General features: G+C 60.7%; 21 protein-coding genes. 8 read left to right on the top strand and 13 right to left on the bottom strand.

The window, feature by feature from the left end:
- Nucleotide 1 precedes the first annotated feature (1 nt).
- The 5 genes from ACSQ3G_RS29770 to ACSQ3G_RS29750 all read right to left on the bottom strand — a co-directional run bounded on the left by ACSQ3G_RS29770 (nt 2) and on the right by ACSQ3G_RS29750 (nt 5,381).
- The gene (locus ACSQ3G_RS29770) at nt 2-871 is read right to left on the bottom strand and encodes a fumarylacetoacetate hydrolase family protein (RefSeq protein ID WP_436112866.1); all 870 of its coding nucleotides are present in this window, start codon (nt 869-871) and stop codon (nt 2-4) included.
- A 20-nt stretch (nt 872-891) separates the two neighbouring features.
- Complete coding sequence (gabD, locus tag ACSQ3G_RS29765) at nt 892-2,346, bottom strand: NADP-dependent succinate-semialdehyde dehydrogenase (RefSeq protein ID WP_436112865.1); 1,455 nt, start codon at nt 2,344-2,346, stop codon at nt 892-894.
- 62 nt (nt 2,347-2,408) lie between these two features.
- Nucleotides 2,409-3,389, bottom strand: a complete 981-nt coding sequence (gene hpaD / locus ACSQ3G_RS29760) for a 3,4-dihydroxyphenylacetate 2,3-dioxygenase (protein ID WP_436112864.1) — start codon at nt 3,387-3,389, stop codon at nt 2,409-2,411.
- A gap of 38 nt (nt 3,390-3,427) precedes the next feature.
- Entirely contained in the window at nt 3,428-4,945 is a 1,518-nt protein-coding gene (gene hpaE / locus ACSQ3G_RS29755) for a 5-carboxymethyl-2-hydroxymuconate semialdehyde dehydrogenase (RefSeq protein WP_436112863.1), read from the bottom strand.
- A 43-nt stretch (nt 4,946-4,988) separates the two neighbouring features.
- Nucleotides 4,989-5,381 carry a 5-carboxymethyl-2-hydroxymuconate Delta-isomerase gene (locus ACSQ3G_RS29750; RefSeq protein WP_436112862.1) on the bottom strand — a complete coding sequence of 131 codons (393 nt, stop codon included), beginning with the start codon at nt 5,379-5,381 and terminating at the stop codon, nt 4,989-4,991.
- 124 nt (nt 5,382-5,505) lie between these two features.
- Between ACSQ3G_RS29750 and hpaR the strand changes: the two genes are divergently transcribed.
- A complete protein-coding gene (gene hpaR / locus ACSQ3G_RS29745) occupies nt 5,506-5,979 on the top strand; it encodes a homoprotocatechuate degradation operon regulator HpaR (protein ID WP_436112861.1) in 474 nt (157 codons plus the stop codon).
- Between the two features lie 14 nt (nt 5,980-5,993).
- On the opposite strand, the gene ACSQ3G_RS29740 is transcribed toward hpaR, so the two are convergent.
- The 6 genes from ACSQ3G_RS29740 to ACSQ3G_RS29715 are packed head-to-tail and all read right to left on the bottom strand — an operon-like array spanning nt 5,994 to nt 12,378.
- Nucleotides 5,994-7,001, bottom strand: a complete 1,008-nt coding sequence (locus ACSQ3G_RS29740) for a phosphotransferase enzyme family protein (RefSeq protein ID WP_436112860.1) — start codon at nt 6,999-7,001, stop codon at nt 5,994-5,996.
- Between the two features lie 8 nt (nt 7,002-7,009).
- On the bottom strand, nt 7,010-8,293 hold the full coding sequence (locus ACSQ3G_RS29735; RefSeq protein ID WP_436112859.1) for an aspartate aminotransferase family protein: 1,284 nt from the start codon (nt 8,291-8,293) through the stop codon (nt 7,010-7,012).
- A gap of 1 nt (nt 8,294) precedes the next feature.
- Complete coding sequence (locus tag ACSQ3G_RS29730) at nt 8,295-9,656, bottom strand: aspartate aminotransferase family protein (protein ID WP_436112858.1); 1,362 nt, start codon at nt 9,654-9,656, stop codon at nt 8,295-8,297.
- Nucleotides 9,657-9,673: 17 nt separating this feature from the next.
- Nucleotides 9,674-10,324 carry an HAD family hydrolase gene (locus ACSQ3G_RS29725; protein ID WP_168293681.1) on the bottom strand — a complete coding sequence of 217 codons (651 nt, stop codon included), beginning with the start codon at nt 10,322-10,324 and terminating at the stop codon, nt 9,674-9,676.
- Nucleotides 10,321-11,592 (bottom strand): Tm-1-like ATP-binding domain-containing protein, encoded by a 1,272-nt coding sequence (locus ACSQ3G_RS29720; RefSeq protein WP_436112857.1) that lies wholly within the window; start codon nt 11,590-11,592, stop codon nt 10,321-10,323. Before ACSQ3G_RS29720 ends, ACSQ3G_RS29725 begins: the two co-directional genes overlap by 4 nt.
- A complete protein-coding gene (locus ACSQ3G_RS29715; protein WP_436112856.1) occupies nt 11,593-12,378 on the bottom strand; it encodes an IclR family transcriptional regulator in 786 nt (261 codons plus the stop codon).
- A gap of 324 nt (nt 12,379-12,702) precedes the next feature.
- On the opposite strand from ACSQ3G_RS29715, the gene ACSQ3G_RS29710 reads away from it, so the two are divergent.
- The 3 genes from ACSQ3G_RS29710 (at nt 12,703) to ACSQ3G_RS29700 (ending at nt 16,922) form a co-directional block, all read left to right on the top strand.
- On the top strand, nt 12,703-14,154 hold the full coding sequence (locus ACSQ3G_RS29710; protein ID WP_436112855.1) for an APC family permease: 1,452 nt from the start codon (nt 12,703-12,705) through the stop codon (nt 14,152-14,154).
- A 60-nt stretch (nt 14,155-14,214) separates the two neighbouring features.
- Entirely contained in the window at nt 14,215-15,693 is a 1,479-nt protein-coding gene (locus ACSQ3G_RS29705; protein ID WP_436112854.1) for an aldehyde dehydrogenase, read from the top strand.
- Between the two features lie 161 nt (nt 15,694-15,854).
- A complete protein-coding gene (locus tag ACSQ3G_RS29700; RefSeq protein ID WP_436112853.1) occupies nt 15,855-16,922 on the top strand; it encodes a cytochrome P450 in 1,068 nt (355 codons plus the stop codon).
- A 13-nt stretch (nt 16,923-16,935) separates the two neighbouring features.
- Here ACSQ3G_RS29700 and ACSQ3G_RS29695 read toward each other — a convergent pair whose 3' ends face one another.
- Both ACSQ3G_RS29695 and ACSQ3G_RS29690 read right to left on the bottom strand, forming a co-directional pair.
- Complete coding sequence (locus tag ACSQ3G_RS29695; protein ID WP_436112852.1) at nt 16,936-17,448, bottom strand: flavin reductase; 513 nt, start codon at nt 17,446-17,448, stop codon at nt 16,936-16,938.
- A 9-nt stretch (nt 17,449-17,457) separates the two neighbouring features.
- Nucleotides 17,458-19,020 (bottom strand): 4-hydroxyphenylacetate 3-hydroxylase N-terminal domain-containing protein, encoded by a 1,563-nt coding sequence (locus tag ACSQ3G_RS29690; RefSeq protein WP_436112851.1) that lies wholly within the window; start codon nt 19,018-19,020, stop codon nt 17,458-17,460.
- A 53-nt stretch (nt 19,021-19,073) separates the two neighbouring features.
- Between ACSQ3G_RS29690 and ACSQ3G_RS29685 the strand changes: the two genes are divergently transcribed.
- From ACSQ3G_RS29685 to ACSQ3G_RS29670, 4 genes are all read left to right on the top strand, one after another.
- The gene (locus ACSQ3G_RS29685; protein ID WP_436113233.1) at nt 19,074-20,009 is read left to right on the top strand and encodes a helix-turn-helix domain-containing protein; all 936 of its coding nucleotides are present in this window, start codon (nt 19,074-19,076) and stop codon (nt 20,007-20,009) included.
- 169 nt (nt 20,010-20,178) lie between these two features.
- Nucleotides 20,179-21,123, top strand: a complete 945-nt coding sequence (locus ACSQ3G_RS29680; protein ID WP_436113232.1) for a helix-turn-helix domain-containing protein — start codon at nt 20,179-20,181, stop codon at nt 21,121-21,123.
- Nucleotides 21,124-21,249: 126 nt separating this feature from the next.
- A complete protein-coding gene (locus ACSQ3G_RS29675) occupies nt 21,250-22,656 on the top strand; it encodes an aldehyde dehydrogenase family protein (RefSeq protein ID WP_436112850.1) in 1,407 nt (468 codons plus the stop codon).
- Nucleotides 22,657-22,659: 3 nt separating this feature from the next.
- Nucleotides 22,660-24,255: a GMC family oxidoreductase gene (locus ACSQ3G_RS29670; protein ID WP_436112849.1), complete on the top strand. Its 1,596-nt coding sequence runs from the start codon at nt 22,660-22,662 to the stop codon at nt 24,253-24,255.
- Nucleotides 24,256-24,272: the final 17 nt, after the last annotated feature.

Below are 24,272 nucleotides of genomic sequence, written 5' to 3'. Positions count from 1 at the left end.
GTCAAACCTCATCTGCGATCGTGTTGCGCAAGATGCCGATACCATCGGCCTCGACCTCGACGGCATCGCCCGGCTTCAGCCAGATCGGCGGATCGAAGCGGGCACCGGCGCCGGTCGGCGTGCCGGTGACGATCACATCGCCGGGAACCAGCGTAGTGAAGGTCGAGATGTAGTTGATGATCTTGCGGAAGGAAAAGATCATCCGGCTGGTGCGGTCGCTCTGGCGCACTTCGCCGTTGACGCGGGTTTCGAGTCTGATGTCGGCGATCTGCGCCTCGTCCGTGAACGGGATCAGCCAGGGGCCGATCGAGCCGGTGCGGTCGAAATTCTTGCCCTGGGTGACGTTGAACTTGGCATGGCGGACCCAGTCGCGGATCGTGCCCTCATTGCAGAGCGACAGCGCTGCGATATGGGATAGCGCCTCTGCTTCCGGAATCCGGCGGCCGCCCTTGCCGATGACGATGACGATCTCGCCTTCGTAATCGAGCTGCGGGCTTTCCGGTGGGCGGATCAGCGGCTGGCCGTGGCCGGTAAGCGAGCGCGGAAAGCGGATGAACAGGGAAGGATTGGAAGGCGCGGCCTGCCCATCCTTGTATTCCTCGTTGCGGTCGGGGAAGTTCACGCCGACGCAGATGATTTTCTCCGGGGCCGGAACAGGGATTTCATAACGGATGTCCGACACCGGGAAATCGGGCTGCACACCGGCTGTTTCCTCCGCGAGCCTCAACAGTGCGCTATCCGCGATCACCTCGCGCAGCGTTGGCCACTTCGTGCCATGGCGGGCGGAAAGGTCAACAATTCCATCTCCCGTAAGAAGGCCGTATCCACTGTGGCCGTTGCGGGTAAAGCTGACAAACTTCGGGTGCGACATCGTTTTTCTTCCTGTTCAGTTCAGCCGATGCCGCCGAGGCAGACATATTTGACTTCGGTGAATTCCTCGATGCCGTATTTCGAGCCCTCGCGGCCGAGACCCGACAGTTTGACGCCGCCAAACGGCGCTTCGGCTGTCGAGATCAGCCCGGTGTTGACGCCGACCATGCCGTATTCCAACGCCTCGGCCACGCGAAATACCCGGGCGAGATCCTTGGCGTAGAAGTAGGAGGCAAGGCCGAACTCGGTATCGTTCGCCTGCTCGATGACGTCGGCCTCGTCCTTGAAGCGGAACAGCGGCGCCAGCGGCCCGAAGGTTTCTTCGCGCGCCACCGCCATGTCCTTGGTGACATCGCCCAGGATGGTCGCTTCGAAGAAGGTGCCGCCAAGCGCATGTGGCTTGCCACCCTGCAGGATACGCGCACCCTTGCCCAAGGCATCGGCGATATGCTCCTCGACCTTGGCAAGGGCCGCCTTGTCGATCAGCGGTCCGAGGATGACGCCTTCGTCAAAGCCGTTGCCGGTTTTCAGCTTGCCGACGGCCGCCACCAGCTTCGCGGCGAAGGCATCATAGACGCCGTCCTGCACATAGATACGGTTGGCGCAAACACAGGTCTGGCCGTTATTGCGGTATTTGGCAATCAGCGCGCCTTCGACCGCCGCGTCGAGATCAGCATCGTCGAAAACGATGAACGGCGCGTTGCCGCCGAGCTCGAGGCCGAGTTTTTTGATGGTCGTGGCGCTCTGCTTGTAGAGTTCGGTGCCGATTTCGGTCGAACCGGTAAAGGTCAGCTTGCGCACCACCGGGTTCGAGGTCATCTCGCCGCCGATGGCCGCGGCCGAGCCGGTGATGACGCTGAAGAGACCCTTCGGCAGGCCGGCGCGCTCGGCGAGAACCGCAATGGCGATCGCCGAAAACGGCGTCTGCGAGGCGGGCTTCAAGACCATGGCGCAGCCGGCGGCAAAGGCGGGACCGGCCTTGCGGGTGATCATCGCATTGGGGAAGTTCCACGGCGTGATTGCCGCGACGACGCCGATTGGTTGCTTCATCACCATGATGCGCTTGTCGGGCTGGTGGCCGGGGATCAAGTCGCCATAGATGCGACGGCCTTCCTCGGCGAACCATTCGATGAAGCTTGCACCATAGACGATCTCGCCAGTCGCTTCGGCCAACGGCTTGCCCTGTTCGAGCGTCAGGATGCGGCCGAGGTCTTCCTTGTTCTCGATCATCAGATCGAACCATTTACGAAGGACGGCGCAGCGGTCCTTCGCGGTGCGGGCAGCCCAACCCTTCTGCGCCAGGCGAGCGACCTCGATGGCCGTCCTGGTCTCGGCGGCACCCAGCTTCGGCACGAGACCGATGATCTCGCCAGTCGCCGGGTTGTTCACCTCGATGGCGTTGTTCGGATCGGCCTCGATCCAATTATCACCGACAAGAGCGGCTTGGCGGAACAGGGAAGGATCTTGCAATTTCATGGCTGGCTCCTCAAGCATTAAAAAGACGGCGGACGCTTTCGCGCCCGCCCAGTTGGGGAAACTCAGGGTGCAACGATCGGCTGGGCCTTCAGCACGGAATCGCGCACCTCGGTGCCGGCAAAGGTGCTGCCTTCCTCGAACCAGGATTTCGGCGCGGGAGCTCCCCAAAGCGTCTGGCGCTGTGGATCCTTGAGATCCCATTTGATCGGCTCGAGATCCGGATCGACCGTCTGATAATCCGAGCAATAGATCTCGATACGATGGCCATCCGGATCCCGGATATAGAGGAAGAAAGCATTCGAAATGCCGTGCCGGCCCGGTCCGCGCTCGATATTGGGCAGCCAACCGGTGGTCGCCATCAAATCGAGCAGGTCGATGATATTGAGCGGCGTTGGAACCCAGAACGCGGTGTGATGCAACCGCGGGCCGCGACCATTGGTAAACGCAATGTCGTGGACGCCACCCTTGCGGTGCGTCCATGCAGCCCAGAGCTTGCCGGTTTCCTCGTCGGCGGTGTATTCCGTCACCCGGAAGCCGATCTCATTGTAAAAGGCAACACTTTCGTCGACATTCGGTGAGAAGCAGTTGAAGTGATCGATGCGGAGTGGCTTTACGCCTCTGTAGAGGGCATATTTCTGGTGGATCGGCGGCAGGCGGTCCATCTTTGAATAGAATTCCAGCGGAATGCCGTGCGGATCGCGCGTGCGGAAGGTACGCGACTGGTAGGGCCGCTCGACCCATTCGATTGGCAGGCCCTTGCCCTTGAAGAAATGCTCGGCCTTGTCGAGGTCCTCGTCGGAAAAAACCTTGAAGCCGAGATCGCGTGCTTCGGCGGCGGCGTCTTTCTTCAGGACGATGCAGTGATGGCCGCGCTCTTCAAGCGCACGCAGATAGATCGTGTCTGCCGTCTCGTCGGTCACCTGCAAGCCGAGCGTGTCGACGTAGAAAGCGCGCGATTTCGCAAGGTCGGTGACGGCAAGCTCGACATGGCTGAGGCGCACGATGTTGAAGGGCGGATAAAGATTGGGGGTGGGCAGGGGCATGGGGTTCTCCTCCAAATTCAATAGGGTGTCCGGTGCACTCAGCCGCCGAGTTTCTGGATCGCATGCGCCTTGGTGGCGAAAGCAACGTTCTTGGTCTCCATGTAGAAATCGAAGGACCAATCGCCGCCGTCACGGCCGATGCCGGAATTCTTGACGCCTCCGAAAGGGGTCGGCAGGTGGCGCACATTTTCCGAGTTCACCCAGATCATTCCGGCCTCCAGCGCATCGGTGAAGCGGAAAGCGCGGGTGACGTCCGAGGTCCAGAGGTAGCCGGTGAGGCCGTATTGCACGTCGTTGGCAAGCGCCAGCGCATCGGCCTCGTCCTTGAAGGGGATCGCGGTCAGAACCGGTCCGAAGATTTCTTCCTGCGCGATACGCATTTGGTTGTTGGCGCCGGTGAAGAGGGTGGGGGATACGTAACATCCGCCACCCGGCCCATCGAATTTCTCACCGCCAGCGGCAAGCGTGGCACCGTCCTCTTTGCCGATCGCGATATATTCCAGCACCTTCTTTTCATGAACCGGGTGGATCAGCGGACCGACCACAGTTTCTGGATCAAGGGGGTGGCCGACCTTGATGCGCTTGGCCTTCTCGGCGACCATCGCCGTGAATCGGTCGTAGATGTTTTCCTCCACCAGCAAGCGGGAAGACGAGGTACAGCGCTCGCCATTCAGCGAATAGATCATGAAGACGGCAGCATCGGCAGCGCGTTCAAGATCGGCATCGGCAAAAACGATGACGGGATTCTTGCCGCCGAGTTCGAAATGTACCCGTTTCAGCGTGTCGGCGCCTTGTTTCATGATCATCGAGCCGGTGCGGCTTTCGCCGACGAAGCCGATCGCTCTGATGGCGGGATGCTCGGTCAGCGCCTTGCCGGCGTCCTCGCCGAGGCCGTTGACGAGATTCCAGACACCCTTCGGCAAGCCCGCCTCTTCGGCGATCTCGACCAACAGCCGTGCCGTCAGCGGTGAAAACTCCGCCGGCTTGTGGACGATGGTGCAGCCGGCAGCGAGCGCCGGCGCGATCTTCCAGGTCGACAGCATGAAGGGTGTATTCCATGGCGTAATGACGCCGACTGGCCCGATCGGTGCACGGCTGGTAAAGTTGACTTGCCCATCCGCACGCAGCGTTTTGCCGTCACGGGCTTCCACGGCGCGGTCAGCGAAGAAGCGGAAGTTCTCGGCTCCGCGAAGGGCTGCCTTCGCCATGAATTTCAGCGATTGACCGGTATCCATGCATTCGACGAACGCGATCTCTTCGGAACGTGCTACGATCGCGTCGGCAATCTTATGGAGAAGTTTCTTGCGCGCGTCGCCCGACATCGCGGCCCAGGCAGGAAAGGCAGCTTTTGCGGCTTGCGCCGCCCGGTCCACATCCGCCGCCTTGCCGTGTGCCACCTTTGCCAAGACCTTCAGATCGACCGGAGAGATGATGTCGAACGTGGTGCCATCGGCTGCAGAGATTGCTTCGCCAGCGATATGGTTCAGGACGCCGCCTTTGCGAAAGCGAGCCAAATAGGCTTCGGCCTTTGCGATGTTTTCTTCCAGTGTCGACATGCTTTTCTCCGATGTGTCCAGCTTGCGGTCAATCACTGCGGCGCTAACCGTCTGTCTTGCGCAGGCGCGGGTGGATGGCGTTTTTCTTCCAGCTCAGCGCCGGGTCGATTTCGCGGATTTCGAGGGTGAGGGCGAAGTGCGGCGTCTCGAACAGCTTGCAGAGGTGTTCCGTGACGGCGGTAAAGATCGCTTCGCCAGTCCTTCGCTTGTCTTGCTGGCTACGACCTTCTCCAATGCGAAACGACATATCGATGAAGCCATTTGCATCAAGCAGGTCGGCAATCGCATAGGCTTCGCACCGGATGGCGCGCACCCGCACGGCACCGGTCTCGAACAGACCCGTGCCGAGAATCTCGGCGTGGACGACACGGCACAGTGCGTCGAAGTCCACTTTTCCGTCGAGATTAGCCGAATATTCCATGGTGAAATGCGGCATCGTTCCTCCCGCGCCACGGCGTTCTCACTATATTTAACATGTTAAATATTTTGAAGGCTCTGTCAAGAGCATTGCGGCTCGCGGCCACGTTGCGCGATTCAAGAAATTGATCCATAGAACCCGTATGACCAAACAATCCCCTGACAATAACGGCATAATGCAGGATGCCTTGCTGCCCCGCGATACACGCCGCTCGCTGCCGATTGCGTTGCTTCGGGCGCGTGAAGCGGTGATGGGGCACTTCCGGCCCATGCTGGCGCTGCATGATGTGACGGAACAGCAATGGCGCGTTATTCGCATTCTGGCAGAGGCCGGAACACTGGATGCATCGGAAATGTCGGAACGGGCCTTTATCCTTGCTCCGAGCCTGACGCGGATCATCCGGTCTCTCGAGGAGCGCGGCTTCATTACCAAGAGCAAAGATGCTGAAGACGGTCGTCGGATACTGTTGCAGATCACCGCCGCGGGACTGAAGATCATCAACGAGGTCAGTCCCGACAGTCGGATGATTTATACCGCGCTTGAGCAGCGGTTCGGCCGCGAGCGCATCGATACCTTGCTCGATATGCTCGACGAACTGGCGAGGCTGAATAAATAGCACGGCCTCCGCTCCTATCTGCTGGCGCCGAGGCCATCTGCCAGCGCCAGAGCATCGGCGACATAGCGCTGAAGCCGCTTCGCCGCATCCGGCGCGCCAACTCGCTCGCCGATCCAGCCGATATAAGTGATGCTGCGCACAACCATGAAGAGTGACAAGGTTTCAAGGGCGCTGTCCGGCAGCGACCGCACGCCGCGATAGCCCTCTATCAGCGCGGCCTTGATGAGTTCGTAGTGCGGCTCGCCGCGATTCTTGAACAAGGCTGTGGCGATGTCGAACATCCGCCAGCCGTAGCCACCATCGTCAAAGTCGATCAATCCGACATGATCGCCGTCTATGAGGACGTTTTCCCTAACGAGATCGGCATGGATGAGACCATAATCGAGATGGCAGAGTGCATCGGTTTTCTCCCGCAGAAAGAGCCTGAGATCCGATAGTCGCATTGCCTGCTCCGGGGACAGTCCCGCACAATCCCAGAATCGGCCCCAAAGCGGCTGCCCTCCAAGCAAACCATCGCCGTCCCATGCCGGGCGTCGGAAATCGGCCGGTGGTCTCCAAGCATCGGTGGCTGCGTGCATCCGGGCTATCGCTGCGCCCAGCAGGCGGAAAATAACGGCGAGGCGTTCCGCGGAATGTGCTAGAAGAACACCCGATTGGCCGAGCGGGCTGCCGGTCATCCAGCTGACGATGTCTGCGTATTGGTCACCGAACTCAGAATTTCCCGCAAGTGCAACGATTTGGCGTCCATCCGGCGTGGGAACAGGTGCCGGAACGCGCAAGCCCGCCTCGCCTAGGGCTGCCATCCAGGAGAGTTCCGAAACCAATGCAATTTCGTTGCGATAGCCGGGCCGGTGCAGCCGCAGGGCTGCAGGCTCGCCGTTCCTGAGCGTCACCCGGAACACCGCATTCTCCCGGTATTTCAGGAGCTGGGGTGTCTGGGCTCCCAGCTCCCAGCTGCCAAGGGCTTCGCATGCGCGCGCACGCAGCGCCTCCATGAATGGGATGGATTCATGTTCCGACATGGCCACCGTCACAATCCGGACAAAACGTCGTCGAGCGTGGAAAGCATCAAATCGGCATTCCCCTTCGAAAATGGCATGGGTGGTCGGATCTTGGTCGCGCATTGATGCACCCCGATCTTGCCCATCAGGACGCCGCGCGCCCGCATGTCATTGATGACCTTCGTGGCGATGTCCGGCGCCGGGGTCTTTCTCTCACGGTCAAGAACCAGCTCCGCCCCGAAGAACAGGCCGCTGCCACGCACGTTGCCGATGACGTCATGTTTCTCGGACAGGCGCTTGAGTCCGTCTTGCGCATAGGCGCCGACGGTCCGGGCGTTTTCCATTAGCCCTTCATCTTCGATCGCATCGAGAACCGCCAAGGCCGCAGCACAGGAAACCGGATTGCCGCCAAAGGTATTGAAATAGCGAAAGGCCTTGCGGAAGGCGTTCAGCGTGTCGGCATTGGCGACGACGCCGCCGACCGGATGGCCGTTGGCCATCGGCTTGCCGAGCGTCACCACGTCGGGCACGAAGCCTGCGCGCTGGTGGCCCCACATATGGCCCCCAGTGCGCCCGAAACCCGGCTGCACCTCGTCGGATATGACAAGCCCTCCCGCCTTGCGCACGGCAGTGATTGCCTTGTCGAGAAAGCCCGTGGGCAGGTCGGGAAATCCCTCATTGGCAAAGAACGGGCAGATGATGAGCGCCGAAAAGCCGTGCGGGCTGCTCTGTAGCGAAGCGATCGCTTTTTCCACTTCAGCGGCGAAAGCCTCGGCAAAGGCTTCGCCGGGCATGCCACCCAGTGGCCGATAGCTGTCGGGCGCCGGCACGTGGCGGACATGACCGCCGAAGCCGCCGACGGGGGGCATACGGGTAGAGAGCTGCGACACGGCCGCGGTATTGCCGTGGTAGGTGTGGTTGGTCGCGATAACACCGGTCTTTCCCGTGACCGCCTGTGCCATGCGCAACGCGATGTCATTGGCTTCGCTGCCGGTGCAGGTCATGATCGCAGTATCGAGGCTCTTGTCGAACGTCGATGTCAGCCGCTCGACATAGTCGAGGATGCCCTCATGCAGGTATCGCGTGTGGGTATTCAGCGTCGACGCTTGCCGGGTGATCGCGTCCACCACGCGCGGGTGGCAATGGCCGACGTGCGGCACATTGTTGTAGCAATCGAGATATTTCCGGCCGGCCGCGTCCCACAGCCAGACACCTTCTCCACGCACCAGTTGCACGGGCTCGTCATAAAAGGTGGACATGTTTCGGCCAAGAAGGCGCTCGCGACGGGCGAGAAGTGCTGCGTTTTCGGCCATGTCATTTGCCTCCCGCGGCAGCTGTCAGGCCTGCCTCGAGTGCGGCGAGGATCCGATCTACACCGGCCGTGGTGATGATAAGCGGCGGCGAGATGATGACGTTGGAGCCGGAGGTACGCACCATCACGCCGGCGTCGTAGGCCGCGTCTTGCAGGCGCTGGACCACATCCTTCGGCGCGCCGGTCTTTGCCGCGCGATCCGTCACCAGTTCCAGCGCGCACATCAGCCCTTTGCCGCGCACGTCGCCGATGAGTTCGTGTTTTTCCTTCAGTCTGTTCAGACCGGCCAGCAGTTCGTAGCCGCGTGCGCCTGCATTGGCGGCCACGTTGAGGCGCTTGGTTTCCTTGAGCGTCGCCAGCGCCGCCGCTGCACCCACAGGGTGGCCGGAATAGGTGTAGCCATGGCCGATGGTGCCGACGGTGTTCTTGTTTGCCTCGAAGGCTTCCGCGATCTTGTCGGAAATCATTACTGCACCGAAGGGATAATAGCCGTTGGTAATCGCCTTGGCGGTCGACATCAGGTCGGGCCTGGTGCCCCACAGGCGTGATCCCGTCCAGGCGCCGGTGCGGCCAAAGGCCGTGATGACCTCGTCGGCGATCAGAAGAATGCCGTTCCTGTCGCAGATGGTACGCATCAGCGGCATGAAGGTTTCGTGCGGCACCATGATGCCGCCGGCACCCAGAACTGGCTCCATGATGAAGGCGGCGATCGTATCGGCGCCCTGGAAGGCGATCTCGTCTTCGAACTGACGACCGATGGCCGCGGCGATTTCAGCCGGATCGTCGGTGCCGAAGGGATTGCGGTAGCCATAGGGAGCCGCCAGGTGCGAAACGCCCGGGAGCAGCGGCTCGTAGTTGCGACGGTTGTTGGCATTGCCGTTGACGGAGGCGCCGCCGAAATGGGTCCCATGATAGCCTTTCTTCAGCGCCACGAATTTGGTGCGCTCCGGCTGGCCGTTGACCTTGTGGTATTGGCGGGCAAGCCGCAGGCACGTCTCCACGGAATCCGAGCCGCCCGAGGTGAAGAAGGATCGGCTGAGGCCGTCTTCCTTGAACCACTCAGCCAGTTCGTAAGACAGTTCGATCAGCGGCGGATTGGTGGTGCCGCGAAAGGCGGAATAATAAGGGAGTTCCTCGAGCTGGTCACGGATGGCCTGTTTGATCGGATCGCAGGAATAGCCGAGGTTGACGTTCCAGAGCCCCCCGACGCCATCGAGCACCGTCTTGCCGTCGATATCAGTGATTTCGACACCGGAAGCCGCCCTGATGATGCGTGGCGGGTTGGCCAACATGTCGGCCGGGTGCGCCATCGGGTGCCAGACATGACGGGCGTTGTTTTCGGTCAAAAAATTGGTTTCGCGCATATCGCAGTCCTCTTCGTTCAAAGTCCAAGCATGGAAAGGGCGCGGGCATAGCCGTCCGCGGGGCGAGTAACGTCGAAATGGACGTTGGGAAGTTTGACGGCGGTGGCGCCCTCAATGTTCTTCGGCTGATCGTCGACGAAGACGCAGGCTTCGCGCGGAAGCCCGACCTCGGCGATCACCTGTTCATAGGCGCGCGGATCCGGTTTCAGGATCTTGGTGTAGGTGGCATCGACGATAACGTCGAAGAGATCAATCAGCGGGAAGCGCTTGCGAAATTCGACACCGTAGAAAAGATCGAGTTCATTCGAAAGGATGGCGAGCCGCAGGCCGGCGGCCTTGGCGCGGGTGATGGCGTCTGCCGCCTCCGGACGCAGCACGAGATCGGCATCGGCGCCGCGCGCCCGCTGGACGAAGGTCTTCATGTCGGTCCAATCCTCACCGACCAGCCGGCCGACTTCTGCGGTCCGTGTCATCCAGTAGTCGCGTTCGGTGATCTCACGGTTCTGCATCGATACCCAGAGTGGATCGGTGGTTGTGTCGAACGGACCGCGCCAGGTGAGTGTGCCGGCGGCAAGGCCAAGCGCCCGCTCGGTGACGTCGTGCGTTTCGAACAGCGTGCGGGTGACGACGCCGCCGAAATCGAGGATGAGTGCGCGATCACCTGTCATGGCCTGCCTTCCGGGATGATGCCCTGTGCAACCCACGCATCGAATACGGCAAGGGCTTTTGTGGAGAATTGGGGGGAGTTGATGTGGCCATCGACCTCATGCAAGTCGACGGATTGGGGGAGGGCCAGGCGCATCGCGTCGATAAAGGCTGAAAGGCCTTCCGGATCATGCAATGGTTCGCCTGGCTGGTCCCATTCCTGTATGCCTGCAAGCGGCAGGATCAGGGCGACCGGCGCCTTCGCTCCGCCAAGTTTTTCTCCGATCAGCGCAGCCGTCGCCCGGCGTCCTTCCGGCGAGGTGGTGACCGAGCCGATCAGCCGGTTGTGTGCGTGATAAGGTCGGTCGGCAAGTGCTGCCGGCAGGGGCTGCCATGCGGGCAGGTCCACCATATCGACCGCGCCGGGCGCGACGATCTGCGGTATGCCTGCGCGGCCCGCATTTTCCATGCGGTCAGGACCGGAGGTGACCACGGTGCCATTCTGGTGGTTGACGACTTCCTGCATGCAGAAGTCGAACACCGCGGCAAAGCCTTTCTGCGCGGCAATCGCCTCGAAGGCCCGTCCGCCCATGCCGGTCGAGTGGAATACTGCGACCTCATAGCCGCGCTTTTCGAGCTCCGGCTTCAGATGTTTCATGTATTTGAGGCAGGTGGAACCGAGGGAAGTCACTCCGATCAATGGCCGGTCTGCCTTGGGCTTCACGCTGGAGCGGGCGGCCCCAACGACGGCGCCGCAGGCCTGGGAAAGCACGGCGCGGCAGATATCGTTCAATCCGTAAAGCCCACCGGCCCACAGTATCATCATCAGGTCCGGAGCAATGCGCTCCGGCGGCACGAGATGCGAATAGGCAATCGTCGAGACCACGAATTTGGGAACGCAGAGCGGCAGAGCGGCCGCCACATCAAGCGCCAGGTCCGTACCCATGGAGCCGCCGAGAACAATGATGCCATCGGCCTTTCCCGTCGCATGCAGCCTTCCAACAAGAGCCGTAGCGCCGGCTGACATCAGCCCCATCGCTGAATTTTCGTCGCCGCTGTTGATGATCGCTTCAATCGAACTTCCCGCCGATTTGGCGATGTCGTGCCTGGAATAATCAGGTGTGTAAGGCGGATCTGACAGAATACTGACGTCGACCATGACCGGTTTTGCGCCAGCGTCGCGGATGATGCCCGCCATGAACTGAAGCTCGTCGGATTTGGTGTCACCGGTTCCAATCACAAGGATGCTGGGCAGGCGTGTTTGTTCTGGCAAAGACTCTGCTGGGCGCATTCAACCGGTCCTCTTTGTTTGCGTTCTTGTTCCTGAAGGCCGTTCGGGGCCGTAGTATTTTTCTGAGATGCGTTTGGCTGCGTCGGCGACGGCTGCTCCGAAGCTAGCCAGAGTGGCCGCGCGCGCACGCACCAGCGGCGCCGCGATGGTGACGGAGCCGATCGGTTGTCCGGTCGGCGAAAGAATGGGAGCGCCAGTGCTGACGACACCGACCTCGAGGCCCTGGCTGCTGATCGAAAATCCGCGCGCGAGCGTTTCGTCTATCATTTTGCGGACGGCGGCCGGATCAGTCACGGTGTGCTCGGTAAAGGCTTTCAGTGGTTGCGACAGGGCCGACTCGATGTATTTCTCATCGGAGAAAGCCAGATAGGCGAGGCCTGATGCCGTAGCGTGGAAAGGCAGGCGCGTGCCGATCTCGACGATGACCCGGTGAGCGCGCGGTGAGTCCTCGACATGGATCGTCGAAAGTGTGCTGCCGCTGAATTCGGCGAGATGAACAGTTTCCTCAGACTTTTCAGCGAGCTCCCTTACGAGAGGGATGGCGACTCGCAGGAACGGATAGCGGGCCTCGCGAATCCGCGCCAGACGAACCGGCGCTGAACCGATCCGGTACCTGCGCGTCTCGAGATCCTGCTCGACGAAGCCATGCTTTTCCAACTCGACAAGCAGGCGGCGGGCTGTCGCCTTGTCGAGGTCGCAGAGACGGGCGATGTCCGTCAATCCCGCTTCCTGGTTGAGCTGCGACAGGCTGTCCAGCAAGGACAGTGCTTTTCCGACGGTGCTCATGTGGTTTCCTCTTTTACTCGGTCGTCGTTCGATGCCGGTCAGCGTTACTGGCACCTGTCCGGGTCATCGCCGTCGATGCCGGATCCTCCATTCTGGCCAAACTACTTAACACGCGAAATAACTTGACAGGTGGAGCGCATTTTTGCAAGTCTATATTTGAAGCATTGGTTCAATATATGAACCATTCATATGCGCTGACCTGCGAGCGGCCAGGAGCAAAAGAAAAACGCGGCAGATCAGTCCGGTTCGAATGACGGCGATTTTGGGAGAACGCGTTTTCCCGAAGCGCAATCGGATAGTTGAAACAAGGGGAACTTAAGCAAAATGGGCAATCAACTCTCAACAGGCGCAGGTGAAAACCAGCTGCGCAAAAACAGTCTCGGTGTAGGCGCCGTGACGTTTCTGGTGGTTTCAGCCGCAGCACCGCTCACGGCGGTCGCCGGCGGTGTGCCTCTGTCGATGATGCTAGGCAACGGCGCGGGCATTCCGCTGACCTTTCTGCTGGTCACACTGATCCTGCTGCTTTTTTCGATCGGCTATGTTGCCATGGCCCGCCACATCCGCAACGCCGGCGCATTCTATGCCTATACGGCCCAGGGCCTGGGCGGCATGATGGGAGGTGCCGCGGCGCTGATCGCCATTCTCGCGTATAATGCCATGCAGATCGGCGTATTCGGCCTGTTCGGCGCAGCGACTTCGGGTCTCTTTGCAGGCCTCGGCCTAACACTCCCCTGGTGGGTTTGGACCTATATCGGCATCGCGATCGTCGCCGTTTTCGGCTATCGCCGCGTCGATCTTTCGGCCAAGGTGCTAACGGTTCTCGTCATTCTAGAATATCTCGTGGTGCTGATCATTGACGCCGCAATCTTCTTCAAGGGCGGCGACAGCGGCCTCTCGGCCGCCGCCTTCACACCCACCGCGTTTGTGAGCGGCACGCCGGCCATCGGTATCCTCTTCTGCTTTGCCGCCTTCATCGGCTTCGAAGCCACTACCATCTACAGCGAAGAAGCCCGTGAGCCACACAAGACGGTACCGCGTGCGACCTACATCTCGGTGGTGATCATCGGCCTTTTTTACATGCTGACCTCCTGGTTGATGGTGAGCGGCGCCGGCGCCGACAAGCTCGTTCCCGAACTGCAGGGCCTTGCCGATCCGACGACGTTCTTGTTCGGCCTCGCTGAACGCTATGTCGGCAACTGGGTCGTCTTGGTCATGAACGTCCTCTTCGTCACCAGCTTGTTTGCCGGCGTTCTCGCCTTTCACAACGGTGTCGCCCGCTACATGTATGTCGCCGGTCGTGAAGGCTTGCTGCCGAAATCTGTTGGTGTGACCCACCCCGTCTTCCAGAGCCCGCATGTCGGTTCGGTGATCCAGACGATTATCGCCGCTCTGGTCATCGCGCTCTTCGCCTTTACCAGGCAGGATCCGGTGCTTGCCCTCTTCTCGTGGCTCACCAATGTCGGCACGCTTGCAATCATCCTGCTGATGGCGTTCACCGCATTCGCCATCGTCGCCTTCTTCAGCCGCAATCCCGGCCTCGAAGGCAATGTTCTGGTGACCAAGGTCCTGCCGGTGATCACAGGAATCATCCTTCTGGGACTAGTCTACTATATCACTGTGAATTTCGGCGCGATCGCCGGCGCAAGCGGCGTGCTCGCCGTGCTTCTGCCGGGCCTGGTGGTGATTGCCGCCATTGTCGGCTTGATTGCGGCTGCCCGTTTGAAGTCGGAAGATGCTGCCGGTTTTGCCCGGCTCGGCGCCGGACAGGAAGCCTGACATATCAGGATCATGATGGCGGACGCTGGTCCGCCATTTTTCTTTCGTGAGGAGATTGAGATGCAGGACAAGATCGACCAACTCCGCTCGGGCGTCGTCTCGCCGCAATCGCTGTTCATTGGCGGCGAATGGCGTGCACCGTTAAGCGACGCGACAATGGATGTCATCTCACCGATCGACGGAGCGAAATTGACGACCATTGGCGATGCCGGCGCAGTCGATGTCGATCTGGCCGTCAAGGCTGCGCGCGCCGCTTTCGAGAAAGGCACGTGGTCGAAGGCAGCGCCCGCCGAGCGCAAGAAAATCCTCTTCCGGATCGCCGAGCTGATAGAGCGCGATGCGCTTGAATTGGCGGTGCTCGGCGTGCGCGACAACGGGACGGAAATCAGCATGGCCCTGAAGGCCGAGCCCGGCAGCGCGGCCGCCACCTTCCGCTATTACGCCGAAGCGCTTGATAAGGTCTATGGGGAGATTGCGCCCACCTCCGAAAGTGTTCTCGGCCTCATTCACCGCGAGCCCGTTGGCGTCGTCGCCGCTATCGTGCCGTGGAATTTCCCGATGATGATTGGCGCCTGGAAAATCGCGCCAGCGCTGGCGGCCGGCAACTCGGTCGTGCTGAAGCCGGCCGAAGGCGCATCGCTCAGCCTTCTGAAACTGGCGGCACTGTGCGCTGAAGCCGACCTGCCGGAGGGAGTGTTCAATGTCGTCACCGGCCGCGGCACGGTCGCCGGCGAAGCGATCGGCCTCCATGGCGATATCGATGTTCTCGTCTTCACCGGCTCCGGTGGCGTCGGACGCCGGTTACTCGAATATTCGGCGCGCTCCAACCTGAAACGGGTCTATCTCGAACTGGGCGGCAAATCCCCCAATATCGTCTTCGCAGATGCTCCGGACCTCGAACAGGCCGCAAAGGTGTCGGCGTTCGGCATCTTCAGAAACTCGGGACAGGTTTGCGTTGCCGGGTCGAGGCTCCTGGTCGAGCGGTCGATCCACGAAGCCTTCGCAGAACGGGTTTCAGCGATTGCCGCGAAGATAAAGGTTGGTGATCCGCTGTTGCTCTCGACGGAATCCGGCGCCATCTCCAGCGACATCCAACTCGAGAAGGACCTCGGTTTCGCCGACCAGGCGCTGTCCGAAGGGGCAAGACTGAGAACCGGCGGCGGGCGCATTCTTCAGGAAACCGGCGGTTTCTATATGCAGCCGACCGTTTTCGACGTGACGCCGGAGATGACGCTGGCCAAAGAGGAAGTTTTCGGGCCGATCCTCGCCATTATCCCGTTCGATGACGAGACGGATGCACTCAACATTGCGAACGCCACGCCCTATGGCCTCGCTTCAGCCGTGTGGACCGGCAATCTGTCGCGCGCCCATCGCATGGTGCGAGGGGTCAAGGCCGGCGTCGTCCACGTCAACACCTATGGCGGCGCCGACAACACCGTGCCGCTCGGCGGCATCCGCCAGTCAGGCAACGGACACGACAAGTCGCTGCATGCCATGGACAAATATCACAATCTGAAGACGGCCTGGATCCAGCTCTAGGACTTCGTGCGGAGCAAAGCATTCGGGGGAGGAGAGCACGCCATGACATTCGCAAAGGAGATCACAGTTGAGGCACTGGAGGCCGATCCTTATCCCATCTACGAGCGACTGCGAAGGGAGGCACCGATCGCCTATGTTCCCGCGCAGTAAACCTCTGGTTCGTGACACGCTTCAAGGATGTCGAGCTGGTCTCCAGAAGCCCTGAGCTGTTCTCGGCCGAAGTGGCGAGTTCGCCGCTCGACCGGACCTGGGGGAAGCCCACGATCCTCACGACCGACGGTCCGGTTCACAAGAACCTGCGCAGCGGCGTCGATCCAAAATATCACCCGAAACGGGTCGCCACCTATATGGATGATCTCGTGCTTCCCATCGCGCAGGATCGTCTATCGCGCCTGCGCGAAGCCCGGGGCGGCAATCTGATGGCGGACTATTTCGAACCGATCTCCATTCTCAGCCTCACTCGCTCGCTCGGTCTGCAGGATGTGGACCTCGAAACCCTGCGCCGCTGGTTCTTTGGGTTGGCACAAGGCGCGATCAATTTCGAGTGCGATCCCGAACGCCAGGAAATCGCCGATGCCGTCAGCGCCGAGATCAGCAGGGTCGTGGAGCCGATCATGGCACGCATTATCGCAGAGCCGGACGGTTCTGCCCTGTCTCATATGCTGCACGATGGTATGCCCGAGGGCGAGACGCGCGCCCTCGAATTCCTGCTGCCGACCATCAAGGTTCTTCTCCTCGGCGGTATGCAGGAGCCCGGGCACGGAGCAGGCTCGATCATGGCCGGGCTTCTGCAGAATGCCGAACAGTTCGCGGCGGTGAAGGCGGACATTGCCAATTTGTTACCGCGCGCCGTCGACGAGGGCCTGCGCTGGGTCACCCCGATCGGCACCCAGACGCGGCAGACGACGCACGACGTCGGTCTTGGCGGCGTTACGATCCCGGCCGGGCAGGCGGTGGCGGCGGTGCTTGCATCGGCGTCCCATTGCGAGAGCCGCTTCACCGATCCTGGACGCTTCGATATCCGCCACTCCGAAGGTTCGCACGCCGCTTTTGGTTTCGGCCATCATTTCTGTGCCGGCCGCTGGTTTGCCCGCCAGCAGATCACCGTTGCGCTTCGTTATCTTATCGAGAATGCGCCCGACATCGCCCTTCGCGATGTCGGGCCTGTGGTCGTCAAGGGCTGGGAATTCCGGGACCCGGTCTCGCTCGATATCAGGCTGGGCGGCTGACATCGAGCGCGCCTCAGCCACCGAAGCTTCCCGTCTGGGTCGGCACGTGCACGTAGTTGCGATCGAAATAGAGAAGCGCATGGCCATCCTTGCGTGTCCGGATTTCAACGACCTCGCCGATGAAGATGTTGTGGGTGCCGACGAGGCGCGCATCGACCAGCCGGCAGTCGAAGGAAACAATCGCATCGGCAAGCGCCTGGTTGCCGGAGCGAAGGTTGATCCACTCCGCGGCGGCATAACGAGCCTCCATGTCGGCCTGCTGGCCCGCGAAATATCCGGCAAGGTCCTTGTGCTCGCCGGTCAGCACATTGACGCAGAAGCGGCGGTTCTCGACGAAGAGGGCGGTCTGGGCTGAACGGTTGTTCATGCAGACGAGAAGCGTCGGCGGCTCGTCCGTCACGCTGCACATGGCCGTGGCGGTGAACCCGCCGCGACCGGCGGGTCCGTTGGTGGTGATGACGTTGACCGGCGCGCAGACGCGCGCCATGGCGTTGCGGAACTCGGTTTTGGAAAAGGCCTCCTCCATGGTCGCCTCCTATTCAGCGGCAGACTTGAACGGGTCTGCAGCACCGATCGGCGGCAGCCAGGTATCGCCGGTCCAGCCGTTTTCGTCGTAGTCGCTCATGCAGGTGTCAACCAGGGCCTCCATTTCGCGCAACCGTCCACCACGCTCGGCCCCCTTCAGCACCTGAAGTCGGACTTCTTCCGGCGCACCGGCATAATTCAGCTCATATAGCGCATGCCGTCCGCCGAACTCGGTTCCGGTCGCATCCCAGAGCAGTTTCATGATCTTGATGCGTTCAATATGGCCCATGTCGTTGGAGCCGCGCACATACTGGCCGAGATAACGGTCGATCTCCGGATTGCCGAAATCCTTGGCCGAGGATGGCAGGTAGATCAGGCCCGAGGCAACGACCTTGCGCACCGTCTCGATGACGCGGGGATAGGCTTCCGACATGAAGGTGCGATAGGCAAGAGCCGCCTCCAGATTGGGCAGCACCGAGCCGTTTGCCCACGGGATCGGATTGTAGGCCATCGCGTTGGAGAAGCTCCAGAACATGTGACGCAATGCAATGACCTCACCAAGCGCGGCCTGATTGCCGCGGAAGGCATCGCCGCCGGTCGCCCGCAAAGCCTTGGCGAGCAGGCCTGCCAGGAAATCCAGTTTGACGGCGAAACGCGTGCAGCCCTGGAAGCAGTAGCCGTGCATGAAGCCGGAAGCGGGATGGAAGGACAGGATTTTCGGCGCATCGCGCAGAACCAGCACGTCCTCCCAAGGGATGAAGACGTTGTCCAGAACCAGGATGGCATCGTTCTCATCGAAGCGGGAAGAGAGCGGGTAGTCGAACGGCGTGCCGACACGATTTGCCGTTTCCTCATAGGAGACGCGGCAGAACATCTTGATGCCGGGCGCATTCATCGGGACGATGAACATCACCGATAGCGACGGGTCTTCCGTAACCGTCGCCGAGCTTTGCGCCAGGAAATTGTAGTGTGTCAGCGCCGAGGACGTCGCGACCACCTTGGCGCCCGAGACATAGATGCCTGCATCGGTTTCCTTGGTGATATGAACGAACACGTCCTTCACCGCGTCGGACGGCTTGTGGCGGTCAATCGGCGGGTTGACGATTGCGTGGTTCATGAAAAGGGCCGCTTCCTGGGCGCGCTTGTGCCAGGCGAGCGCATTGTCCTTGAAGGGACCATACCAGTCGGCATTGGCGCCCAGCGTATTCATCAATGCCGCCTTGTAGTCAGCGGTCCGGCCCATCCATCCATAGGACATTCGGGCCCAGTCGGCGATCGCGCCCTGCTGGGCGACAAGATCAGCGCAGGATTTTGCGACGCGGAAATATTTGTGGGTGTAGCCTCCCGAGCCGGTGTCGGTCGGCGATGTCAACCTTTCCTTGGTCTTTTCCGCATGCAGCGCATCGTAAAGCCTGGCGAGCGAGCGGGCGGAATTGCGCATCGAGGGATGCGCGGTCACGTCCTTGACACGCTCACCATTGATGTACACCTCCCGCCCGTCACGCAGGGATGCCAGATATTCCTCACCGGTGAAGGGCCGCTTGGTATCGGCCCGGAAATTTTCTGATCGCATGTCGTCCTCCCTTGATATGAGACAAATGCTAGTCCTTGCATTCGCCTTCCACCATGGACAGAATGGGGAAATCACTTGTACTTTTTACGGCGGCCAGCATGAACGACATCGTCCCAAATTTCTTTGTCTACGGCGAGCCGGATCGCCCTTTGGAGATCGGGTTTCTTCATGTCGAAACAGTGATGGCGCGAGCAAATCTCCATTCCGGCCAGGTTCGAGCCCATAAACATGATCGGATGATACAGGTCACTTTCTGGACCAACGGCAGCGGATCCTATTTCATAGAAGATCAACGTTTGGACTTTTTGGCGCCTGCCGCCAGCTTCGTGCCGAGCGGCGTCATCCACGGCTTCAACGTCGATCCGCTTGTTTCAGACGCGGTCGTCGTGTCGATCGCAGACAGTCTGCTGCCGTCGATCGCCGGTCAGACGACGCTGCCGCTGGATCGCCCGGTGATGGTAACGGGGCAGGGCGCGGAGGCGCTATGGGAGAGACTTCGGCGGACCATGCAATTGATCCTGGAGGAGTACGCCGAGGGGAGAGGCCAGGCCGATACGATCCTTTCACCATTGGTTGCCGCCATGCTGACCCAGATCGGACGCCTGGCGTCCGACGCGCCGATGCTGGCACAATCGCCACAACGCCTGCTTGCTGGTGACCTTCGACGGCTGATCGACCGGCATTTTCGTGAGAACTGGCCGGTTGCGCGCTACGTTTCGAGCCTCGGCACCACGCCGCATCTTCTTGCCAAGGCCGGGCACATGGCTTTCGGCCAGGGCGTCAAGGACATGATTGCCGAGCGCCGTCTGCTCGAGGCCAAGCGGCTGTTGCTTTTCACCATCCGATCGCTCGAGGACATAGCCTACGAGGTGGGCTTGAAGGATGCCGCTTATTTTTCGCGCTTTTTCCGCGCGCGGACCGGTATGCCGCCCAGTGAATGGCGGCGGCAAAACATAGCTGGTGAGAAGAGTCGGGATGACGACTTCTAGTTAACATGTGAAATATATTGACAGGGCGATCGATCTTCGACACTCTTTCATCTACCGGTCTCAGGTGTTGCCGCCTTTTTGCGCTTGTGGGAGAGCCGCGCGAGACGGACATGTCGTTGACTGACCCTGTTGGGAGGCAGAGTTGGAGCTCTTGAACAATCAGGCCCTGATGCAACACGCATGGGCTACCGTTCCCTATGATCAATGGACCAGTGATCTCCAATCGATCTGCGGCAACTTCAATCCGAAAGCAATGGAGAGCGGCAAGGCCGTAACGGGGGCAGCCCGACGTATCGATGTCTGCGGGATGGAGTTCGCCCATGTTTCCAATGATCTCGATCGCGTCCATCGGGATTGGGATGACATTCGCCGAGACGCCAATGAACACCTTTTTCTCATCATGCAACTGGAAGGGTCCTGTGGTCTCGAGCACGTCGGCCACCAGGCAGTCCTGGATGTCGGTGATTGCATTCTCGTCGACTCGACCCGGCCCACGACATTTCATTTCGGTGGACAGTTCAGTAATCATCTGTCGCTGCATCTGCCACGCCAGATCATGTATGCCGAAAGCCCGATCGATTTCGACATCGCCCGCAAACTCGAGGCCTTTGACCCGATGGCAATGATGCTGCGTGCGCTGGTGGCGAAGATCATGTCCAATTCGGCATCGGATGCAGCGTCTGCCAATCTGCGGCACCTGATGTTCAATGCAACGCGACAGGCCTTCGTCTCAAACGGCGACGCCATGTCCGCTCTCAACGACAGCGCTTCGCGGCGGCTGGAAATGGTCGACATACTGATCGACCGACACCTGACCGAGAGCGATCTCAGCGCCAAGTGGCTGGCGACACGGATCGGGGTATCCATCCGCACGTTGCAGCAGGATTTTCAAGGTATTGGCATGACCTGCACCACGGTCATCCGTGACAAGCGGTTGCGCCTCGTGCGTGAAAAGATCGCGCAGATCAAAGATCAAAGAAGCCCAAGGACGATCGCGGAAGTCGCCTATTCGGCCGGCTTCAATGATATTTCCTATTTCAATCGCAGCTTCAAGGATCTGTTCGACTGCGCGCCGACCGATCTGCTCAGGCCGGTGACATTAACCGCACAATAGTGCGGTTTGAATACTTGATAAGCCGCCGGCCTGTTGCGTTTCAGACCAAGTCGCGGCGCGCTCCTGCCCAAGACGGCTTTCTTCTGGCCCGTCATACTCCTTCCAAAGCTCAGGGAGGAGCCAATCGTGAAGCAGTACAGTCTGTTCATCGGCGGAGCACGCATCGACACCGCAACCTATGCCGACGTTCGCAACCCATCGACCGGCGACATCGTCGGTCAGATGCCGCTGGCGACGCCGGCGGATCTCGACCATGCCGTTGCCGCAGCCTCAGTCGCCTTTCGGACCTGGAGCCAGGTGTCGGAAGAAGAGCGCCAGGCCGCCTGCCGCGCCATTGCCGAAAAGATCGCAGCCAATGGCGAGGAGCTCGCGCGGCTTTTGACGCTGGAGCAGGGCAAGCCTCTCAATGGTCTCGGCTCCCGGTTCGAAATCGGCGGCGCGCTTGCGTGGACACGCCATACGGCAGAGCTGAATCTGCCCATCGAAATCCTGCAGGACGACAATGAGGGCCGTGTCGAATTGCATCGCAAGCCGATTGGCGTCGTCGGTTCGATCACACCCTGGAACTGGCCGGTGATGATCGCTTGCTGGCATATTGTCCCGGCGGTGCGAGCGGGCAATACGGTCATCATCAAGCCCTCGCCGCTGACGCCACTTTCGACCATCCGTCTTGTCGAGATCATGAATGAAGTGCTGCCGCCCGGCGTCGTCAATGTCATCACCGGCGAAAACAGCATCGGTGCAGCACTTTCCGCTCATGACGGCATCGCCAAGATGACCTTCACAGGCTCGACCGAGACCGGCAAGAAGGTCATGGCTTCGGCAGTCGCGACGTTGAAACGCCTGACGCTCGAGCTTGGCGGCAATGATGCCGGTATCGTTCTTCCCGATGCCGATCCTGCGCAGATCGCCGAGGGCCTGTTCTGGGGAGCGTTCATCAACAACGGCCAGACCTGCGCAGCGCTGAAGCGCCTTTACGTGCACGACAGCATTTATGAAGACGTCTGCGCACGGCTTGCCGACTACGCCGGAAGGATCGTGATCGGCGACGGCCTTGACGAAACCAGCATTCTTGGCCCGGTCCAGAACGAAATGCAGTTCAACAAAGTTCGCGAACTTGTCGATGATGCGCGCGCCAACGGAGGCCGAATTCTCGCCGGCGGCACGCCGATCGATCGGCCGGGTTACTTCTATCCGATCACGCTTGTTGCCGACGTCGACCATGGTGTTCGTCTCGTCGACGAAGAGCAGTTCGGGCCGGCACTGCCGATCATTCGCTACACCGATATCGACGAGGTCATCGCCCGCGCCAACACCAATCCCGCCGGGCTTGGCGGCTCTGTCTGGTCGGCGGACGCCGAAAAAGCCAAGCGCTATGCCATGCAGCTCGAATGCGGCTCGGTATGGATCAACAAGCACGGAACGATCCAGCCGAACGCCCCCTTTGGCGGCGTCAAGCAATCGGGCATCGGTGTCGAGTTCGGCGCCGAAGGGCTGAAGGAATTCACCACGATCCAGACGGTGTTGAGCTGAGCCATGGCGAACTTCGACTATATCATCGTCGGTGGCGGATCGTCCGGCTGTGTGCTGGCAAACCGGCTCTCCGAGAACCCTGAAAATAAGGTCCTGCTGATCGAATCCGGTCGGCGTGACACCGACCGCTGGATCCATGTTCCAGCGACCTTCTTTAAGGTTCTCGGCAAGGGTGTCGACATTCACCCCTATGCCTCCGAGCCGGAGAAGGGCCTCAACGGCCGCCCTTGCATTACCCCGCAGGGAAACGTGCTCGGCGGCGGCAGTTCCGTCAATGCGATGATCTACATCCGTGGCCACAAGAACGACTACGATACCTGGTCGCAGATGGGGTGCCACGGCTGGTCCTACGACGATGTGCTGCCGGCTTTCCGATCGCTGGAGAATAACGAGAGCCTCAGTGGCGAATTTCATGGCCAGAGCGGTGGCCTGCACGTCTCGAACCCTCGTCACCGCCATCCGTTGAGTGAAGCCTTCATCCAGGCAGCCACTCAAGTAGGCATTCCCTATAATTCGGACTTCAACGGTGCGGACCAGGAAGGCGTGGGGTTCTATCAGAGTACGACATACCGGGGGCGTCGTTGGAGTTCCGCGCAGGCGTTTCTACGCGACGCGGAGACACGGCCGAACGTCACGATCCTGACCGAACGAAAGGTCGCCCGCATTCTGTTCGAGGGCCGGCGCGCCACGGGCGTCGAGTTGCAGGACGGCACCATATTCAGCGCTTCCAAGGAAATCGCCCTGACGGCAGGTGCGATCGCGACACCCAAGATCCTGCAGCTATCGGGCATCGGCGAGGCCCAGCATCTCCGCTCCCACGGCATCAACGTGGTGGCGGACCTGCCAGGCGTCGGCGCAAACTATCAGGATCATCTTGAAGTGCCGGTTCAAGGTGAAACGCACGAGCCGATCTCCATCCTCGGGCATGACAGCGGGATTCGCGCCGTCGGGCATATGGCGCGCTATCTGCTGTCGCATCGCGGCCTGCTTGCGTCGAACGTCGTCGAATGCGGTGGCTTCGTGGATACGGCCGGCACGGGTCAGCCGGATGTCCAGTTCCATGTCCTGCCGGTTCTTGTGGGCTTCGTCGATCGCGATCCCGAACCCGGCCATGGTCTCAGCATCGGTCCCTGTTACCTCCGGCCGCGCTCGCGCGGTACCATTTGCCTCAGAAGCGCCGATCCGAACGACAGGGCAGATTTCAACGCTAATCTTCTCTCCGAGCCGGCCGACCTAGATACGCTGGTGCGCGGTGTCGAGACAGCGATCCGCATTCTGGATGCGCCAGCGCTTGCGAAGCTTATCAAGCGACGCGTCCTGCCGAAACCCGGGGTCGAAAGTGATCCCGCGGCATTGCGAGACTACATCCGGCAGACGGCCAAGACCGTTTTCCATCCGGCAGGAACGGCACGCATGGGGCGGCCAGACGATCCGATGGCGGTGGTCGGGGCAGATCTGAAGGTGCGCGGCGTCGAGGGTCTGAGGGTATGCGACGCATCGGTGATGCCGACGCTGGTATCGGGCAACACCAACGCGCCGGTGATGATGATTGCCGCGCGTGCCGCCGCCTTCATGACAGGCAAGGCGATTGCCGGCTGACGCAGGAATTCCAAGAT

This window comes from Neorhizobium tomejilense, assembly GCF_964254135.1.
Lineage (GTDB): Bacteria > Pseudomonadota > Alphaproteobacteria > Rhizobiales > Rhizobiaceae > Neorhizobium > Neorhizobium tomejilense.
The sequence above is the reverse complement of the archived record's forward strand: the minus strand, read 5'-3'. Positions and strand labels throughout refer to the sequence as shown.

Excerpts from the sequence above, each read along its gene's own strand:
- hpaD (WP_436112864.1), bottom strand. The coding sequence starts at position 3,389 with ATGCCCCTGCCCACCCCCAATCTTTATCCGCCCTTCAACATCGTGCGC.
- ACSQ3G_RS29720 (WP_436112857.1), bottom strand. The coding sequence starts at position 11,592 with ATGCGCCCAGCAGAGTCTTTGCCAGAACAAACACGCCTGCCCAGCATC.
- hpaE (WP_436112863.1), bottom strand. The coding sequence starts at position 4,945 with ATGTCGACACTGGAAGAAAACATCGCAAAGGCCGAAGCCTATTTGGCT.
- ACSQ3G_RS29690 (WP_436112851.1), bottom strand. The coding sequence starts at position 19,020 with ATGCGATCAGAAAATTTCCGGGCCGATACCAAGCGGCCCTTCACCGGT.
- ACSQ3G_RS29730 (WP_436112858.1), bottom strand. The coding sequence starts at position 9,656 with ATGCGCGAAACCAATTTTTTGACCGAAAACAACGCCCGTCATGTCTGG.
- ACSQ3G_RS29680 (WP_436113232.1), top strand. The coding sequence starts at position 20,179 with ATGCAACACGCATGGGCTACCGTTCCCTATGATCAATGGACCAGTGAT.
- ACSQ3G_RS29750 (WP_436112862.1), bottom strand. The coding sequence starts at position 5,381 with ATGCCGCATTTCACCATGGAATATTCGGCTAATCTCGACGGAAAAGTG.
- ACSQ3G_RS29705 (WP_436112854.1), top strand. The coding sequence starts at position 14,215 with ATGCAGGACAAGATCGACCAACTCCGCTCGGGCGTCGTCTCGCCGCAA.
- ACSQ3G_RS29715 (WP_436112856.1), bottom strand. The coding sequence starts at position 12,378 with ATGAGCACCGTCGGAAAAGCACTGTCCTTGCTGGACAGCCTGTCGCAG.
- gabD (WP_436112865.1), bottom strand. The coding sequence starts at position 2,346 with ATGAAATTGCAAGATCCTTCCCTGTTCCGCCAAGCCGCTCTTGTCGGT.
- ACSQ3G_RS29670 (WP_436112849.1), top strand. The coding sequence starts at position 22,660 with ATGGCGAACTTCGACTATATCATCGTCGGTGGCGGATCGTCCGGCTGT.
- ACSQ3G_RS29685 (WP_436113233.1), top strand. The coding sequence starts at position 19,074 with ATGGACAGAATGGGGAAATCACTTGTACTTTTTACGGCGGCCAGCATG.
- ACSQ3G_RS29735 (WP_436112859.1), bottom strand. The coding sequence starts at position 8,293 with ATGGCCGAAAACGCAGCACTTCTCGCCCGTCGCGAGCGCCTTCTTGGC.
- hpaR (WP_436112861.1), top strand. The coding sequence starts at position 5,506 with ATGACCAAACAATCCCCTGACAATAACGGCATAATGCAGGATGCCTTG.
- ACSQ3G_RS29695 (WP_436112852.1), bottom strand. The coding sequence starts at position 17,448 with ATGGAGGAGGCCTTTTCCAAAACCGAGTTCCGCAACGCCATGGCGCGC.
- ACSQ3G_RS29770 (WP_436112866.1), bottom strand. The coding sequence starts at position 871 with ATGTCGCACCCGAAGTTTGTCAGCTTTACCCGCAACGGCCACAGTGGA.
- ACSQ3G_RS29725 (WP_168293681.1), bottom strand. The coding sequence starts at position 10,324 with ATGACAGGTGATCGCGCACTCATCCTCGATTTCGGCGGCGTCGTCACC.
- ACSQ3G_RS29740 (WP_436112860.1), bottom strand. The coding sequence starts at position 7,001 with ATGTCGGAACATGAATCCATCCCATTCATGGAGGCGCTGCGTGCGCGC.
- ACSQ3G_RS29710 (WP_436112855.1), top strand. The coding sequence starts at position 12,703 with ATGGGCAATCAACTCTCAACAGGCGCAGGTGAAAACCAGCTGCGCAAA.